17 protein-coding genes are annotated in these 17,322 nt (G+C 39.0%); 4 read left to right on the top strand and 13 right to left on the bottom strand.

The features are described 5' to 3' along the window. Positions 1-117 precede the first annotated feature (117 nt). The 8 genes from BT147_RS12420 to BT147_RS15615 form a co-directional block, all read right to left on the bottom strand. Positions 118-429, bottom strand: coding sequence for an alpha-helical endospore appendage domain-containing protein (locus BT147_RS12420; RefSeq protein ID WP_072335868.1), 312 nt, complete (start codon positions 427-429; stop codon positions 118-120). Between the two features lie 135 nt (positions 430-564). Beyond that, positions 565-864, bottom strand: a complete 300-nt coding sequence (locus BT147_RS12415) for an alpha-helical endospore appendage domain-containing protein (protein WP_072335865.1) — start codon at positions 862-864, stop codon at positions 565-567. A gap of 192 nt (positions 865-1,056) precedes the next feature. Continuing rightward, entirely contained in the window at positions 1,057-1,560 is a 504-nt protein-coding gene (locus BT147_RS15620; protein WP_072335862.1) for an alpha-helical endospore appendage domain-containing protein, read from the bottom strand. Between the two features lie 91 nt (positions 1,561-1,651). Next, positions 1,652-2,749, bottom strand: a complete 1,098-nt coding sequence (locus BT147_RS12405) for a glycosyltransferase family 2 protein (protein WP_286119454.1) — start codon at positions 2,747-2,749, stop codon at positions 1,652-1,654. Between the two features lie 32 nt (positions 2,750-2,781). Continuing rightward, entirely contained in the window at positions 2,782-4,140 is a 1,359-nt protein-coding gene (locus BT147_RS12400) for a bifunctional glycosyltransferase family 2 protein/class I SAM-dependent methyltransferase (protein WP_177239817.1), read from the bottom strand. Then, entirely contained in the window at positions 4,127-5,293 is a 1,167-nt protein-coding gene (locus BT147_RS12395; RefSeq protein ID WP_072335860.1) for a glycosyltransferase family 2 protein, read from the bottom strand. Before BT147_RS12395 ends, BT147_RS12400 begins: the two co-directional genes overlap by 14 nt. Positions 5,294-5,320: 27 nt before the next feature. Beyond that, the gene (locus BT147_RS12390; RefSeq protein ID WP_072335857.1) at positions 5,321-6,364 is read right to left on the bottom strand and encodes a hypothetical protein; all 1,044 of its coding nucleotides are present in this window, start codon (positions 6,362-6,364) and stop codon (positions 5,321-5,323) included. A gap of 5 nt (positions 6,365-6,369) precedes the next feature. After that, positions 6,370-6,795 carry an alpha-helical endospore appendage domain-containing protein gene (locus BT147_RS15615; protein WP_072335855.1) on the bottom strand — a complete coding sequence of 142 codons (426 nt, stop codon included), beginning with the start codon at positions 6,793-6,795 and terminating at the stop codon, positions 6,370-6,372. Positions 6,796-6,950: 155 nt separating this feature from the next. Between BT147_RS15615 and BT147_RS12380 the strand changes: the two genes are divergently transcribed. Further along, positions 6,951-7,322: an alpha-helical endospore appendage domain-containing protein gene (locus BT147_RS12380; protein ID WP_072335852.1), complete on the top strand. Its 372-nt coding sequence runs from the start codon at positions 6,951-6,953 to the stop codon at positions 7,320-7,322. 92 nt (positions 7,323-7,414) lie between these two features. On the opposite strand, the gene BT147_RS12375 is transcribed toward BT147_RS12380, so the two are convergent. After that, the gene (locus BT147_RS12375; RefSeq protein WP_072335850.1) at positions 7,415-8,506 is read right to left on the bottom strand and encodes a glycosyltransferase; all 1,092 of its coding nucleotides are present in this window, start codon (positions 8,504-8,506) and stop codon (positions 7,415-7,417) included. A 188-nt stretch (positions 8,507-8,694) separates the two neighbouring features. Here BT147_RS12375 and BT147_RS15135 point away from each other — a divergent pair, with 188 nt between their 5' ends. Next, positions 8,695-10,056, top strand: a complete 1,362-nt coding sequence (locus BT147_RS15135) for a glycosyltransferase (protein ID WP_083426554.1) — start codon at positions 8,695-8,697, stop codon at positions 10,054-10,056. Between the two features lie 217 nt (positions 10,057-10,273). Beyond that, a complete protein-coding gene (locus BT147_RS12360; RefSeq protein ID WP_072335847.1) occupies positions 10,274-11,263 on the top strand; it encodes an ETX/MTX2 family pore-forming toxin in 990 nt (329 codons plus the stop codon). A 238-nt stretch (positions 11,264-11,501) separates the two neighbouring features. Here the strand turns inward: BT147_RS12360 and BT147_RS12355 are convergent, their stop codons facing one another. From BT147_RS12355 to BT147_RS12340, 4 genes are all read right to left on the bottom strand, one after another. Then, positions 11,502-12,956: a BglG family transcription antiterminator gene (locus BT147_RS12355; protein ID WP_286119473.1), complete on the bottom strand. Its 1,455-nt coding sequence runs from the start codon at positions 12,954-12,956 to the stop codon at positions 11,502-11,504. Positions 12,957-13,186: 230 nt separating this feature from the next. Next, the gene (locus BT147_RS12350) at positions 13,187-14,056 is read right to left on the bottom strand and encodes a glycosyltransferase family 2 protein (protein WP_072335841.1); all 870 of its coding nucleotides are present in this window, start codon (positions 14,054-14,056) and stop codon (positions 13,187-13,189) included. Then, positions 14,049-14,705 carry an acetyltransferase gene (locus tag BT147_RS12345; protein ID WP_072335838.1) on the bottom strand — a complete coding sequence of 219 codons (657 nt, stop codon included), beginning with the start codon at positions 14,703-14,705 and terminating at the stop codon, positions 14,049-14,051. Before BT147_RS12345 ends, BT147_RS12350 begins: the two co-directional genes overlap by 8 nt. Next, positions 14,702-16,225: a glycosyltransferase gene (locus tag BT147_RS12340; RefSeq protein WP_286119450.1), complete on the bottom strand. Its 1,524-nt coding sequence runs from the start codon at positions 16,223-16,225 to the stop codon at positions 14,702-14,704. The genes BT147_RS12345 and BT147_RS12340 overlap by 4 nt, the downstream gene beginning before the upstream one ends. Before the next feature lie 222 nt (positions 16,226-16,447). Between BT147_RS12340 and BT147_RS15285 the strand changes: the two genes are divergently transcribed. Beyond that, positions 16,448-17,322 (top strand): alpha-helical endospore appendage domain-containing protein (locus BT147_RS15285; RefSeq protein ID WP_143188002.1); only part of this gene is annotated, 875 nt, incomplete at its 3' end.

The following is a 17,322-nucleotide window of genomic DNA, read 5'->3' as shown; positions in this document are numbered from 1 at the left end:
TCTGAATAAAAAATGAGTCATCTCTAATGTATTCGCTATAAACTAGATGATCCTATTGTAACCAGAAAAGGATAAAAGGTGAAGGCAACCATTCTAGCAAAAAAAAGAGGTCCCTTTTTAGAAAGGACCCGTCTCTAAATTTAAAATGCTCTCTAGCTTTTCTTGTAGGATCCATTCTTTTCTTCTCAATTCACGTATAGTCTCGCGAACACTTGCATTTAAGGCCAAGAGATCGCTAATAGTAGGCTTCTGTACTGGCGTAATACCCGGCAGAGTACCTAATATATACTGAATCTTCTCTCCCTCTGCGTTGATAATATGACTCAACCCTAGCTCCTCTAACGCGATTGAAGCGAGTAATAAGTTAACCGCATCATCTCGCGTGATTGTAATGACAGGGGAAATATTTGGTATATTTGCCTGAGACATTTATCACACCTCCAACCCTCTTCATCTTTCTTTTCTCCCCTACTCTATTCACTATGGGCTGGATGTGTGCCCATAGTCCACAACAAAAAAAGAAGAGGTTCTCCTCCTCTTCTTTTGCAATTTTTATCACTTTCCTTACATCATCCTCAGAACATTCTCAAGCTTCATCTGCAAGATCCACTCTTTCTTCTTCAATGCCCTAATCGTTTGACGAACACTATCGTTAATGGCTAACAACTCAGCTAAAGTAGGGGTGAAGGGGGTTGTCACTCCCGGCAGAGTACCTAATACATATTGGAGCTTCTCACCCTCCGCATTGAGAATATGACTGAGACCCAGCTCTTCCAACGCAATTGAAGATAGAAGTAAAGTAATCACATCTTCGCGCGCAATTGTAATCGTAGGAGTAATGTTTGGTATGTTCGCTTGAGACATGGTAACACTTCCTCTCCATTTATTTTTGTGTCAAACCGCTTGAGCTGGAAAATAATCTTCTTGTCCCTTTTACTCTATTCTGTATATGACGAAATGCGTGGACGCATGTACTGTAAACTTATAGGACCTAAACGCAAAAAAAGCAGGGGCTCCCCGCCTTTCCTGCTTACCGCATCGTTATTCAGACCCCTATTAGATTCGAGAAAACACTCCTGATCGTCCTCTCAATATCGGCTCCTTCCTTGGTGCTAGCTGTGCATACCCTGTTATGCATTTTTTTCTGCTATAAATTCTAGTTCCTCTTGCTATCCGCATAGACTTGGTCAGCCTTTTGGATATTGGACTCTTTTCTACCATTCTCCTCTGGAGACAAGGCATATATGCGGGATTTCCTGAGGTATCATTTTCTACTATGCTATCTAGTTTTCCTTGTAAGGCCCATTCTTTCCGCATTACTTCACGAAGTGTCTCAAGAATACTTCGATTCATCACTAGTAAATCACTAATTGTAGCGGATTTCTCCGGCGTATTTCCAGGCAAGTTTCCCAATATATATTGAAGTTTCTCCCCCTCAGAGTTAAGAATGTGACTTAACCCTAACTCCTCTAAAGCAATCGAAGAGAGAAGAAGAGTCACTGCATTCTTTCGCGAAATCACAATGGTGGACGTGATATTTGGTATATTTGATTGGGACATAATTTCACACTCCCGTCAGTGATTCTATACGAAACAGAGTAATGAAAAGGCGAGTCCCACGGACCTGCCTTCTCATTACTCACAATCATGATTATCTATCAACACTATACATGGGTGTGTTAGCTTTTTTCGTATGATTTACCAATCTATTTTTATAGTACTCTGCTTGACGATGATGGAAGTCCGCTTGATCCTTCTCTCCTAATGCCTCATAGCAGAAAGCAAGTTGCTGATGGGGCAGCCATGTATGGTACGTAGCATCTGCAACCGAGAATGAATAAGAGTCAGATAAAGGTTGCATATAGGCAGTTTTATACCAAAATATAGCTACTTCTAGTTGCCCAGTCTTGATAAAATGCTCCCCCATTCTACAACTGAATGCAGGATATGGCATATCCAGGGAAAGCGATTGTAGAGTAAGCTCCAATTCTTTTTCTGGTTGATCATTTAGCACATAACACGTAGCCAATTTGTGATAAATAAACATATTATTTTGCAATGAGATCTCCGGATGGTCCCGAATTAACTCAAAATACTTAATCGCATTTGGATAATCCTTATGAATCGAGCATTCCCTCGCATAGTTAAACATATCAGCAACACTTAATTTGTGACCTCTAGCAATATGTAGCTCATAAATCTCTAGATTCCTACGCGAAGGACGTCGATCCTCACTTCGTGTGTTTAGATCTTTGGTATGGGTTACGATGACATCCGATAATACATATCGATGTTCACCGTGAACTGAAATATCCTCATGGACAATCCCCTCCCATTGGGCAGATAGACCTCTCTTTATCATTCTGATTCGAGTGGTATGGGACTCTATTTTATCTGAAGGTAGAAAATATTTCATATAAACAACATCTATCTCTTTTGCTGACAAAGTTTGCTTTAGATGTTTAAATTTTTCTATTTCTTTGCTCTCTAGGACATCATCTGCATCTAACCAAAAAATATAATCTTTTGTTGCATATTGAAAAGATGCATTTCTAGCAGCAGAAAAATCATTGATCCATTCAAAATCATACACACGATCTGTCCACTTCCTAGCAATCTCCTTTGTCCGATCAGTCGATCCTGTATCCACTATTACAATCTCATCTACCAAATCTTTCACCGATGACAAACAATTTTCTAGATTTTTCTCTTCATTTTTAACGATCATACATAAGCTAATTTCAGCCACTGGATTCCCTCCTCCTTGGAAATCTAATCTTCTTATTTCTTAACCGCTTGTAAGAGGATCTGAAGGCAACTAGCGTGTTCCGTCACAGGAAACGAATAGCCATGTTGCTCTCCGAGACTCTTTAATTCTGATAAAAACTGCAAAAGATTCCCATCCACTTGAGAGTGTGTATACTCCTGCTTCTCAACCGTAAATAGATCCGGAGAGCATAATGACTGGATCGTGCTCGGGGTAAATGATCGAAGGTGTGTGTGACTAACTCCATTTCCTTGCAAGTAATTGAGCTGATTATTTGCATGTACCATATTGGGGACGCAGATGATCATAGATCCACCAGGCTTAAGATATGTAGCAAAACGTTGGACAATGCCCCATGGATCCACCAAATATTCCAAAACATTAGAGAAAACGATTGTATCAAAAAAATCAGGGGAATAACTATCCTGCATACTTTCTACATCCATTATTTGAACATCCTGGTAATAGGCATTTGCAATATTAGCTGCGATGGGAGATATTTCAATTCCATATACTTCACAGTTCTGCCTATTTAACAATTCCGCACCTAATGTCCCCACCGAACAACCCACATCTAAAATTCTTCTCGATATGAGCGGAATCATCTTGACAATTTCGTAACGTGGGTAAAGTTGGACAGGTGGAATATTCCATTTTTCCATATAGCGCTGATAGTTTCCATGATACAAGTGTTGAAAACTTAAATCTGGATTTCCATTAAAGGTGGCATGACCAAAATGGTGGACAAATGAATCAAAGGCAATCCACAATTGATATCCTTCCTGAAGTACTTTCAAACACAAATCATCGTCTTCAAAATTCCCCGATACATATTGCACATCAAACCAACCGATTTCATCTAATATCGTTTTTCTAGCTAAAAGACAAAATCCAACCAGGCGTAGCACTCTCTTCGTTTTTCCTTGATTAGCTTTACAATATTTCTCTGCAAAATCATCCAACTCATCTACTGAGTGATAGCTTGCTGGAACAATTTGTGCGCCACTTACATAATTACTAACAGGTCCAATCATACCAATCTTTGGATCTGCTATGAGTCGTCCTAACATGGGTTCAAGCCAGTTTTTTGTTACAATCACATCATTGTTTAAAAAGAGAATATACTCTCCTTTTGCAATGGATCCTCCTTGGTTACAACCCCCGGCAAATCCGATGTTTTTCTCGTTTAGGATAATGCTTACATTGGACAAACTCGTCAAATATTTTACTGTATCATCGCTAGATCCATTATCCACAAAAATCAACTCAAATTGATCTCTTGGTGTATGTCGATAAATACTTTCCACACATCGTTTTGTAAACTCGACTTGATTGTATGTCAGAATAATAATGCTAACCTTAATCGGAAACACGTCCTTCCATTTCGCTACTGGCCACAGCTACTGAATGATCTACTCCTACTTTCTCCTGTGAGAGCAGCCGTTGTAGCTCTTGTATGGCAGGCTCGTAATGATGTGATTGTTCAATTGCCATCTGATATGCCTCAATAGCTTCTTTCATATTTCCACGTTTTTCTTGACACCTTCCAATATAGTAATAAGGGTGGAAACTACCCGCTCCCTTAAGAACCAAGTGGATGGTGTGCTCCTCACCTAACTCCAAGCAGTGGTTAAATACTTGAATTGCTTCTTCATATTCCTCTCGTAAGAAAAGAATAACACCCTTATAAAAATGCAAATCTACATAATCAGGATAAATCTCAATCACTTTCTCAATCCCTGGCCAAGCACCTTCATGACTGCCTACCAGTAATAAAACAGCATACTTTAGTTTATAGATCAGAGAAGGTGGAACCTGTTTCTCCCTGACAAATCCCCGTATAGACTCATTTACATATTCAAACGACTCAGTATACTTTTCTGCCCGATAGTATTCACTCGCAATATGGTAGTCCACCCACGGACTATAGCCTTCTTTCTGCTTTTCTTTCTCCAGCATCCGAAGATTGCGTTCTAGTTTATTCTTGTTTTCCACAAACGGATCTGTATATCCATAGTGATGCACTTTTACAGGGAGAATGGTTACTTCGTAAATATTACCTAGTACTTCCGAAACATTTAATTTTTCATGAATCGCATTTTCAAAACGAAATCCCATATGATTTCGGAATAAACGATGATGTGCTAATAAGAACGCCTGATCTGGATCAGGAGGGTAGCTTCCAAAATAATTAATAAGCTGTATCAATAGTATGTGTTCGTCTGTATCTAAAGCTTCTTTTAATTTAAAAATATCTTTTTGATCCACCTCTTCATCTGCGTCAAGCCACAATATCCAATCACTTTTCGCATATTTAAGTCCGTAGTTACGAGCGTCCGCAAAATTTTCATTCCAAGAATATGGCAAAACCGTTGCACCGTAAGATTGGCAAATCTCAACTGTTTGATCAGTAGAACCAGTATCCACAATGATCATTTCATCTACTACACGATGAATACTCTCTAAACACTGGCCAATCCACTTCTCTTCATCCTTTACAATCATACATAAAGAAAGAGTTTGCATAATTTCAAATATCCCCCTTCGCCTACACTAAGATTTATGATTTAAAAAGATACGTATTCCAGTCCTAGACCAATTAATTTCTTTCTTACGGTGGTCCGTTGGATAAGCTATTTTAGGCTTTTCCGTTTGTTTCGGTTCAGGTTGTTCCTTTTGATTGGTCGGTTCTTGCTTCTGTATATTCCCTTGCTCCAATGACTTAGAAAAGCCTCTGTCTTTTATAAACTTTTTCCATAATGGAGTTTTCTCGCTTTCAATCGGGGGCTTTTCAATTTCTATCGAACTTTTCTGTTTCTCATCCTTGATCTTCTGTGTGTTTCGCTTCTCATCCTCGCCAAACTTCGTCCATGATGATACGGACGACACTTTTGAATTCTCTACCTTCTTTTTCTGCATACTCTGCTTCCGATCTTCTTCAACCTTCTTCCATGGGGATCCCTTTGTACTCTTAACAGGCTTAGGCTGGATGCTCTGTTTATCACCTTCCGAAGGTTTCGTCCATGATGATGACTTTGTATACTCCACAGACCTCTTCTTGGTGGCTGGGTTACGTTTTTCTATGAACGGAGTTGGGTTACGTTTTTCTATAAACGGAGTAGATTTTGAACGGTCCAACTTTGTCATAAGGGCACTAGGTGGAGACAAAGACTGATCCTCTTCCTCTAGCTCCTTTTTCAAAATTTGATATTCCTTGTACCTTTTTAATTCATCCAGGATGCGATCCCAAGGATACTGCCCTTGATATCGCTTGTTTTTTTTTCGTATTTCTACTATCAACTTCTCATAATTATTGTAAAATTTTCTGGAAAATAAGACTTCTTGATCTAAATCCTTCCAATAAAGCGAGTAGCACTCTTTTTTTCTGAGTAACAACACTCTGAGTTGATTTACTAGTATAAATAATGATTCAGGTCGATATGGAGAAATATCCACTTTTCGTGACTCTAATGCTTCGACAAATTGAACAAACATAAGCAAATAATAAATAGTTGCTTTCTCTAATTGACCCATAGCAATCCAACTTAGCTTCTTTACTTCCTCTTCTGTTTTTCTTTTCTTCTCGGACATCTCCATATGAATTACTCCCTATCGTAAAACTCAAAAGGAAAATGATTTTCTGGACTCTCTAAATCATCGAACTCATATATATCATTTTGAAAATCATATGTATCTTTTTTTGGATGATGTCCTTGTTTTTGTCCTTTTCGTGTTCGCCCGGAGCTTAGGTGAATCACGCCTTCCAGTTTTCTATACAACAACCAATCCTTCATCACCATAATATCTGCTAATTTCTGTATATGTTGATTGAAATTTTCGATATCTTGGTTAGTAGGATTAGTGGGAAAGTCCAATTGTCCACCTATAAATGCCTTAATCTTCTTAGCTTCAGAATGAATAAGATGGGAAAGAGCTATTTCTTCCAGTGCAATTGATTCTAATAGATCAATAATAACTTCAGAGAACTGCGGTCTATGTGGCTGTTCTGGAATCTCTGGCATGCTCATCTTATCATCCCCCCTCTACTCCTTACCTAATTTATGACTATAAATCATATTTATTCGAACTTCTTATTAAATTAGTCAAATAGAGAATGAAAAATTTCTTCACGAATATAGTGAATCAAGACAATTACTTTTTTGCAGTGAATAGAGGTGATTTTTTGTCTCAACCCAATATCCCTAATATTACCCCGATCATTGAAGTTACCACCCACCAAGCCATTAACTTACTACTATCTTCCATCGCCATGGAAGAACTCGCACATGCCCACATTGTGAATGCAGAAGCAGAGAAAATTCAGTACGCACTTGGAACTCTACACGAATGTGATCATCACCACGAATGTGATCATCACCATCATCGCAAAACCACTCTTACTGAGCTCCTCTGCATTAATGATTCAGTCGACAAAATTTTAGAAGATGTTATCTATAAGGAAATGCTTCTTCAGTTTAAGTTTCATAAAATCTTATGCTTAATTAACAATAAACATGCTTTCGACTGTGATGATACGATATGCTTTGAAGAGTAACATCCGTAGGCAAGTGTTTGACATTCTAAAAGGAAAGTCCGCTGTTTCTAGTCGGGGTAGAAACAGCGGACTTTCCTTTTTATAATAGTATGTTAGTATGCAGCTGGAACGATTGGTTTCTTTAAAACATTTGAAAAATACTCTCGGTTACCAATCACAATTGGATCCTTTGGACGAAGTTTAGCCGCTTGCTCATTGTAATAGCATGCTTTCTCATGGTCACCAATCTTGTCATAACTGACACACAATTGAAGAAGAGGAACCCATGCTGTGTACACATCTGTCCGTATTGCTAGAAGACCGTGATCCTTGCAATGAAGAGCTTGCTCATACCAATAAATCGCTGCTTGATAGTAGTTCTGTTCCAAAAAATAATTGGCAATTCGACAGCATGTTTCTGAACGTGGGGCATCGTAACGTAATGCGTGAAAGAGCCATTCTAGACTTTTTCCGCGTTCTTCAAAATGAGCATACAAGTCAGATAAGCGGTGACAGGCACGAATATTATCCTCTACCCACCCTTGTTTTGAATCAAGAAACTCGGTATACTGATCTATTGCTTTTCTACGTTTACCGTGATCAAAGAGCTCATTAGCATAGTAATACATATCTCTAGGAGTGAAACTCTTCCCTTTTGCAATCATATCTTCGAATATCTTAATATTACGATTACTATCATGTCTAGTTGATGCGTGAGTAATAGCCATATCGCTATCCAGTAAATTACCGTGAATCGCTAGGTATTCATGAACAAATCCAATCCATTTGAAATCTTTTTCCCTTTTGACGAGCCTATATCTTCTAGAACTGCCAGTAACATTCCCCGCATCGTCTGTTGCTAGTATATATAGCATCGAAACAGCATCCGTATCCCTATTTAATGTTCTTTTTATATTACGTAATTTTTGTTGATCCTCTGGTTTTAAAATATCGTCGGCATCCATCCATAAAATATACTCCTGAGTAGCCTGAGCAAAAGCATAATTTCTGGCTGCAGAAAAATCATTAATCCATTCAAAATCAAAGATTTGATCTGTATACTCTCTTACAATCTCTTTCGTACGATCCGTCGATCCAGTATCTACAATTACAATTTCATCTACTATTTCTCTTACTGTGTCTAAACACCGACCAATCACATCTTCCTCGTTCTTTACAATCATACACAAACTGATCGATATCATATATTATCGTCTCCTTACATAGTCAACTTTCACTTCAACATCTATATGCAAATGACTAGTAAAAAGTACAATAAAAGCTGTTTTCTCCCCCTCAAAAAATACTTTTTTATTTTTTGGCCCCTTTTTTTATTCTATATACGAATTTTTTTCATATAAGAAAATATATATTTTCTGTGAGGAGTGATCATATGGAAAAACTTATGGAACAAATCGAAATGATCAGTAATGAAACGGGAACCCCTAGTAATACCGATATTTCACGAATCTTAGATATTGGATGTGGTGATGGGAACTTAGGAAGCATATTAAAAAATCATTTTGGAACGGAAGTATACGGGGTCGAAATCTCACCCCAATTAGCAGAGAAAGCTGCAGAAAAGCTAACACACGTTCTATGCGAAGACATCGAAACTTGCTCGCTTCCCTTTGAAGATGAGTTTTTTGATCAAATCATATTAAGTGATATTCTCCAACAGCTCCATGATCCATGGACTACCTTAAGAAAATTAAAATCTTACTTAAAACCATCTGGAACCGTAGTTGCCAGAATCCCTAATGTGGCACATATTTCGATTCTTATGGATCTATTGCAAGGACGTTGGGATTACTCAGACACTGGATTACTAAATGAAAAACATCTCCGCTTCTTTACACGCAAAGAAATCATATCCTTGTTTGAAAAGGCTGGCTACGAAATCACCTCTGTCAAAAACATGACACGAAGTTCTGAAATCCATGAAGACCTAATTGGGCGTTTAGATCAAGTAATGTCAGATCTAAATATCGAAGACTCTCATTTTTATGAGGATTCACGTACACATCATTATGTCATTGAAGCGAAGAAAAGGGCCAACATCAATCCCAACAAGCGGGTCGATGAAAACTCCTTCTTATTTGTCACCTGTATTGATGATGAAGAAGTCTATCAAAAATGCAAACATCACATACAACAATTATCCGTTCCAGAAGGATATAAATTTGACTTCTGCCAAATCCGTAAGGCAACAAACATGGCACAAGCCTATAATGTAGCAACCAATCACCCAGCTAAATACAAAATTTACATTAAACAAAATACATTTATTTTAAATAAAAATTTTCTTCACGATTTATTACATTTGTTTCAGACCAATTCTCAGTTAGGATTAATTGGAATGATCGGTAGTGAGACAATGCCTTCCAGTGGTATTTGGTGGGATTCACCTTATCTCGTTGGAAAATTAATTCATTGTCCAGATGACCTGTACCATATTGTATCCCATTCTATGAAGTCAGATACACCTTATACTCCCGTTCAGGCGATGGATGGTTGCTTAATGGCCACTCAGTATGATGTACCATGGAAAGAAGACTTATTTGATGGAGCGCTCTTCTACGATTCCTCTCAAACACAGGAGTTTTTACGGCACGGTTACGATGTTGGAATTCCTTATCAGAATGAACCGTGGTGCTTACACGGTGATCGTCATCTCTTTACTCATCAAGAGAATCATGAGGGTTACCTGAGGAACCAAAAAGCCTTCCAAGATACCTATGTAAGTAGAATGTAGTTGGTTAGCTATTTCAGTTCAATAATACCCCCTTCTAAACTTGTTGTTTAGAGGGGGGTATCTCTATAATCAAATTTGACCTTTACTAAAAGTCAAATTTGATATATACCACTCTGCGAAATTCTTATAGTGTAATGTCTAAGCTCATTGATCCTACACACGGCGTGCTAGAACAATCGAGCGGATATAAAACTATAAAAAGGAAGTGGTTTCAGTTATGAAGAAATATAGAAAATTAGTCATTGGGGTACCACTTGCATGTATGTTACTTGCAAGCCCCATCTCCGCTTTTGCAGCACCAAGCTCAACCGCAACACCACCAGCTCAGATCAAACAAAACCAAGGTAGCATTCAAAGCAAAAATACCGATGGACTTAATTTTGCTATAGAAAAATTAATTGTACATGCCTTAAGTAATCGAGATCACGCAAACTATGCTCCAATATGGGGGAAAAATCCTGATTATAGTGGGCTTAGTTACAATTTCACAGGTGATCAATTCAGTACAACTGCTAAAGCAGATTCATATCTCGATGCAGGTGATGTTGAATTATTAATTTATCGGAATGGATCAGATCGTGATCAAACTCAGAAAACGATCGAAAAGCAAATGAAAACCTCAGAGAGTTTTACTTATTCCAATAAAGAAGGAGCTAAACTAGGAGCATCTGTAAAAGCCAAAGTAGATGTAGGTATTCCTTTTGTAGCTGCAGGTACCACAGAGGTGACAGCAAGTACTGAGTTTTCATATGAACATACTAGCTCAAACACAAGTACTAAAGATACGACCATTACATTTCCATCACAAAACGTAATATGTGCAAAAGGGTTTATAACGAAGTATATAGGCAAAGTGCAAAATGCTAATTTTTCTGGGGTAATGTCTGGAAAAGCAGAAGTCAGTGGTACCGTATCTATCAACGTTGCAAATTTAGGCAACAGTCGGGAAGAAACGAAAACGATCTCTGTAGCTGATGTCTTTAAATATAGCCGGGATATTCCTGGACCAACTGCCGGATATGAATACGATGCGCAAAATAATAAAGTTTTTGCTACTGTAGATTCATCATATAGTGGCGTAGGTGGACATTATCAGACAGTGGATGTAGAAGTAACCCCAATTGGAAAGAACGCTACACCACGTAAAATGCCACTCAAAACCTACGAAGAACGAGTGAAGAATGGTACACTCAAAGAGTTATTTTAATACAATTAATACGCCGTAAAAATAGGAAGCAGTATCTAGTAGTTGAACTGCATCCAATCAAGTAGCTACAACAAAAAATAATAATTGTCTAAGCGGCCTCAGTCCTATATTTCATTGGACTGAAGCCGCTTCATTTTGCTTGACCATGTCACTCCCTTAGGTAACAGTTTTATTATCTTAACTGTCTACCTCTGGGGACTGTTCAAAGCAGACTCCGCCCTTTCTATAGCTTTCTTTTTCACATACCCTCCTCACTATCTGTTCCCTTATCTAAGAATTTCTTGATACTATCTAATTCTCGCCTGGTTGGGATTACCGATATTTGAATCACTGGAATATCCATTCTCTCTAAGGGAACAGTCGTTACAATACAATCCACATCAAGTTTATGAATATCATAGGTGTGAATATCTAGCACTTCTTCCGGAACAATTAGTAATGCTTTTCCAAACTTGTCATATAGTACTCCTTGTATATAACGCATCCACAGGACGCTATCACCTAAGTATAATAATGCTTTTTTGCAATAGGTTTGTGATAAATGAAAGGAAGCCTCTAATTGCAACGTAATCGCAAGTATATCTTCTTCATTGACACAAGGAAGAAGAGAGTATTTCTGTACCCACTTTGTATAAACCACACCCACTTTTTGAAAGGTTGCATAATGTTTTCGTTTCACTTGATCATGCCAATCCGATGTTGGGGAAGTAATGGTGGGTATAAATAAATTGCGATACGAAATTTGTTTAAGATACTGTAATAAATAAAAAAGAAGCTCTTCATCTTGATGAAACGCTACACCAAACTCTCGTTCTAGCTCTTCTACCAATTCTCGAACACATCGATAAACAGTGGAGTGGCCTGCATCATAATGCTGTAAAATTTCCTTTTTATAGTGGTTTCGGTTCAAATAGACAAACATACAACAATTGACCGCAATCGTAATTAAAACACGATCCACTTTTGTGAGTTTTATACCACATAGTACTGGAGAAGCTGCTTTAATTTTGTGATAAAAAGGCGTTTCAATTACAAGCGCCTTATATACTGGCAATATCCTCATGACATGACCTTGGTTTTTTCGTTGTACATAAATCGCAAGTAAATAGGCCAGCCTCTGCTTATAGCTCGGATAAAATTGAATGTCTAACTTCTGTTCAATCTCAGATATATAAGAAAAAACTTCTACCTGTTCAGGAAATGGCCAATCCTCCCAAGTATATGTTGTAAAATACAATTCATAGAACATATATACGATATGCGCTTCTTCCCCTACGATGCGTAATGGTCTCTTATATAATTTTAATTTAAAATGGTCTAAATAGCGTTGAACACGCTGAAGAACAGTAGACAAGGATGACACTTGCACATACAGCACATCGGCCAACTCTGCAACCGTACGAATATCTCCTTTTAAAAGTTGACCAAGCACCCGAAATTGCATATCCTGCTGTTTAAAAAAGGAGTACATACTAGTATGAGAAGAGTGTGGTGGTTTATACAGTTGGACCCCCTTCCCTTTGACAGCCTGTATCTGCCAGTCTGAGGGTAAATGGTCTTTCAGATAAGCTAAGTCACGTTGAACCGTCTTTACCGAGCACTGCACATGACGGGAAATTTCTTCTAATGTATGCCACTTTGGATCTTGTAATAGGACCTTAATAATTTTTTGTTGTCTATGATGGGTGAACATAAGCACACAATCTACTTCTATATTGGGATAGAAGTAGAAAATCCCCTTTCTTTTATTATTGATTCTAATCAAGACGGATCAAGGATACATAATGATTTGCCGACGATTATAACTGTTTGTGAATAAGAGAAGCCCCTTTAAAAGCTATCTTAGCTTTTAAAGGGGCTTGATGAAATGGAAAAATAATCATGTCAATCACTATGTGTTCCTGGTAAATCACCTTTTTATCCTTACAAACATGACAAAATCCCATCAATACGTTCAATATCCTTCGTAAATGCAGGGTATCCTTTGATTCGATCACGATAGCTACTAAGAGCCATTTGGTATAGAGAATCACTATCCAAAAAGCCATCTTCTCGGGAAGCAATCATCAGATCCAACCATTCACTAAATAGGTTTGCCCCCAACGTCTCATTGTTCTGATTTGGATGAAGGCGAAAATAGCTCAGAGCATCGGTAATATAAACAGCCCTTCCTTTTGATAACAATGATAGCCAAGCAGCCATATCATTTAAGAGTACGTATTGTTTTCCTTGGTAGAAACCGTAACGATCGACTAAATCACTTTTCCGAAATAGTACCGTTGTAGGTTCTCCAATCACATTTAAGCAATGCGACAAGGCATAATTACCAAGCATTTTCCCATCCATAACTCGGTCCTCATGGTATAGTCTTCGTGTTGCATAGATGGGAGGAATGTGTTCCCCTTGTGCATTAATTGTTTGGCGATAAGAAGTAACTAGGCTAATATTTTCAAAGCGAAGATAATAAAACATCATCGAAGCAATTTTCTCTTTGTGAAATACATCATCATCCATCAAGTAATTGATATACTCACCAGAGGCTAAATCAAAGCATTTATGCCAATTTCCAATAAATAAATTCTCTTCATTTTTAAAATAGTGAATCTGCGGAAAACGATGTAAATAAGAAGTCATCATCTCCTCCACCCGATTATCACTACTATCATCACAAACAATGATTTCGATATTCGGATAAGTTTGGTCTAGAATAGAGTTTATAGCGATTTGTAACGTATCTGGCCGATTGTAGGCAGGAATTAACACACTAACTAATGGGCATGATTCTCTATTCATCTCTTATCCCTCTCTCTTTTTTAAAATGCGCTGGCACCCCAGCATATAAGACTCTTTCAGGAACATCATGATTGACAAAAGCGCCACCCCCCACCATCGACCAAGCTCCAATTCCTATCTTTTCTCGAATCGAACAACCAATTCCCAGATAAGCTCCTTCTTGAATCACCACATGACCCGCAAGATTTACTCCAGGAGCGATGGTTACATAATTTCCTATCTGATTATCATGACTTATGTTTGCTCCTCGATTGATAATGACAAAATCACCAATTTCGACTTGAGTCGTTAAAATAACTCCCTCACAAATGACACTCCCCACCCCAATACGGCTTCTCTTAGAGAGATAGACAGATGGGTGAATGAGAGAAGGAGCTATCAAAAATTCTAACTCTATCGTTTTTCTAGCAAATCGTCTTTTTAAAGCCGGATCACCCACACCCGCACATACAATTTCAACATGATTTCGCCTAGATAAAATATCCGTTAAATCTCCTAAAACAGGAATATCATCTATGATTTTCCCTTTCATCTCCGGACGTTCGTCCAAAAAACCCACCACTTCATACCCAATCTGCTCACAAAGATGATTCACCTCGCGAGCATGACCACCACATCCCCAAATGACAAGTGGCTTTGTATGATTCATGATTTTGGGAGAATCACTATTTTTTTCGCACACGAAGCACATAACTTTGCATAATGAATGCATGAATCCAATGATTCATCCGAACCCATAGGCCACCAACGAATAGCTCCTCCCGGAGCACGGGAAGCAAAAAATTCAACATCTGGATGAATATCTCCTACAATAATCACTTCAAAATCCTTGAAATTCGTATCAATTCCATTTTGTAGCGTCTTCAGTAGACTTGCATGATCCTCCCCTTGGCATGGAGTCAAAAATGGGAAAATCAAAGAAGCTCGATTAGGATCTTCATCAACAACATGAGCTACTTTTAGTGCTGGGCTATCTACTGACCGATTCCAGATCCGTTCATAAGGCACTTGATCCAAACAAGGCACATCCAGCTCTTCCATCCTACTATTGATTCTTGATCGATAATATTGTGATAATTGTCCACATAAAATCTGGATTTGACGATTTCGTATAAAAGTAGTATTTCCACCTTCATTGCGATACTGCAGATACAGCAATCCAGGAATACCTAAATATTTTGTACAAAGAAACGTTCTTACTAAGAGATCATAATCATCCGCTACTAACAGTTCTTCTCTATGACCTCCGATCAGATGATAACAATCCCTCGTCCACGCACGAGGATGATTAGGCAATCCTACCAAATGACGAATCGTAGTCCAGTTTAAGCTAGAGTTTTTACATACGTTTTGCCAGCACCCTATTTCATGTACCCAAACTCGATAGTATAATCCATATCCATAGCTAAAATCCCAGCCATACCAATGCTGCTGACACGTACCCTCATGCAACTCTGCACTCTCCCCATAAACAAACCCGCACTCGGGATGACGTTGTAGAGCCTCCACCATCTTCTCCAAACAATCAGAGGTTAACTCATCATCGTGATCCAACTCTACTAAAATTTCACCCGTACATAGTCCTGCCGCATATCGTTTTACTGCTCCAATATATCCGCTATGCGAATCTGGACGATACCTTCTCACCCGTGAATCTTCTAAAGGAAGTAAATGCTCCTGATACGTTTCCTCCTGATCGTCGGAGTCATCCACAATGACCCATTCCCAATTTTGATACGTTTGATTTAAAAGAGATTGATAGGGTCTCATGATCCTTTTTTGTGACTTGTAGCTAACAGTAAAAATGGATACAAGAGGAGTATTTGAAGAAAATGTAGTAGGTGGTATTTTCCTATTTTGCGGAAGGGGTTCAGTACTATGTAACCAACAGAAGAAAGCCGTTTGGGGAGTAATCTCTTCTACAGAATGAAAATGTAACCAGCGCTTCCGCTCATGTAGAGGCAACTGGCACAGAGCTGGAAATAAAGAGGGGTCTCTACCTATTGAGAAATAAACCCTAGGTTTTTTTGAATGAAAATAGAGTTCATCTTTGGAGTCATACACTTTTACTGTGATACTTTGCTCATTACAATCTTTTATCAATTTGTCTAAATTCATAAGCTCAGATACCCATAAATGTATGGTTAATATAGGTGGATGATCAGACAAATCTCTCTCCTCCTCAAAACTACCTCATAATCTATCCATACATGTCATCCTTGGTAAGGCATACTTATATCCCTACATCCTTATGTACAAATAAGTAAATTATTACGCCAATACTCCACAGACAGCATGAGGAGCATTCCTATTCTTTATATTAAAATCACAATATTTTTAACAGTGAATATAGTAATGGTGATAGAAATACACACCGGGGGTGTTTTAGTTATGTGGTGTTCCAATTGGCCTCCTATCACTCCTTTCGACCGTGAAGAAGCAATTAATTTCCTACTACTCTCTATTGCTTTAGAAGAATTGGCTTTAAGCCATATTTTGAATGCTGAAGGTGAGAAAGTACAGTACGCGCTCGGAACACTACCCGGCATTACATCTCCACCTACATCCATTAACGAATTACTTCAAATAAATGAGAGCGTCAATAGTACCATTCAAGAAGCTACCTTATTAGAAAAGGAACTAAACGCTAAGCTGAAGAAGGCATTATCTATTCCAGTATCAGTTGGACCAACAGGACCGACTGGAACGACGGGGCCAAGCGGAGGCCCACCGGGACCTCAAGGGAACACCGGACCTCAAGGAGCGACGGGGCCTCAAGGACCTACCGGGCCAACGGGACCGACGGGGTCTTTTGCTACAGGTGATTTCTTATTTTTGGTGCAAGGAAACTCAGGAGCAAGCGGAAGTGCTCCAATGGGCTTCGGAGATATACTAAACTTTATATCCAATACATTAGAAATTGATGTAACACCTGGTTCCGCCGACGTGAGACTAGAGGTTCCGACGGGAGCAAACGGACCAACGGGACCTACCGGGCCTCAGGGAGCGACGGGACCTCAAGGCGGTACTGGGCCCCAAGGAGCGACGGGGCCTCAAGGAGCGATGGGACCTCAAGGAGCGACAGGGCCTCAGGGCGGTACTGGGCCTCAAGGCGGTACTGGGCCTCAGGGTGATACGGGACCTCAAGGCGATACTGGACCTCAAGGACCTACTGGACCTCAGGGATTGACTGGGCCTCAGGGCAATACGGGTCCTCAAGGCGATACGGGTCCTCAAGGCAATACTGGGCCCCAAGGACCTACTGG

This window comes from Thermoactinomyces sp. DSM 45891, assembly GCF_900119485.1.
GTDB lineage: Bacteria > Bacillota > Bacilli > Thermoactinomycetales > Thermoactinomycetaceae > Baia.
Note: the sequence above shows the minus strand (reverse complement) of the source record. Positions and strands in the feature narration are given on the sequence as shown.

Excerpts from the sequence above, each read along its gene's own strand:
- BT147_RS12420 (WP_072335868.1), bottom strand. The coding sequence starts at position 429 with ATGTCTCAGGCAAATATACCAAATATTTCCCCTGTCATTACAATCACG.
- BT147_RS12415 (WP_072335865.1), bottom strand. The coding sequence starts at position 864 with ATGTCTCAAGCGAACATACCAAACATTACTCCTACGATTACAATTGCG.
- BT147_RS15620 (WP_072335862.1), bottom strand. The coding sequence starts at position 1,560 with ATGTCCCAATCAAATATACCAAATATCACGTCCACCATTGTGATTTCG.
- BT147_RS12395 (WP_072335860.1), bottom strand. The coding sequence starts at position 5,293 with ATGCAAACTCTTTCTTTATGTATGATTGTAAAGGATGAAGAGAAGTGG.
- BT147_RS12390 (WP_072335857.1), bottom strand. The coding sequence starts at position 6,364 with ATGGAGATGTCCGAGAAGAAAAGAAAAACAGAAGAGGAAGTAAAGAAG.
- BT147_RS15615 (WP_072335855.1), bottom strand. The coding sequence starts at position 6,795 with ATGAGCATGCCAGAGATTCCAGAACAGCCACATAGACCGCAGTTCTCT.
- BT147_RS12375 (WP_072335850.1), bottom strand. The coding sequence starts at position 8,506 with ATGATATCGATCAGTTTGTGTATGATTGTAAAGAACGAGGAAGATGTG.
- BT147_RS15135 (WP_083426554.1), top strand. The coding sequence starts at position 8,695 with ATGGAAAAACTTATGGAACAAATCGAAATGATCAGTAATGAAACGGGA.
- BT147_RS12360 (WP_072335847.1), top strand. The coding sequence starts at position 10,274 with ATGAAGAAATATAGAAAATTAGTCATTGGGGTACCACTTGCATGTATG.
- BT147_RS12355 (WP_286119473.1), bottom strand. The coding sequence starts at position 12,956 with ATGTTCACCCATCATAGACAACAAAAAATTATTAAGGTCCTATTACAA.
- BT147_RS12350 (WP_072335841.1), bottom strand. The coding sequence starts at position 14,056 with ATGAATAGAGAATCATGCCCATTAGTTAGTGTGTTAATTCCTGCCTAC.
- BT147_RS12345 (WP_072335838.1), bottom strand. The coding sequence starts at position 14,705 with ATGAATCATACAAAGCCACTTGTCATTTGGGGATGTGGTGGTCATGCT.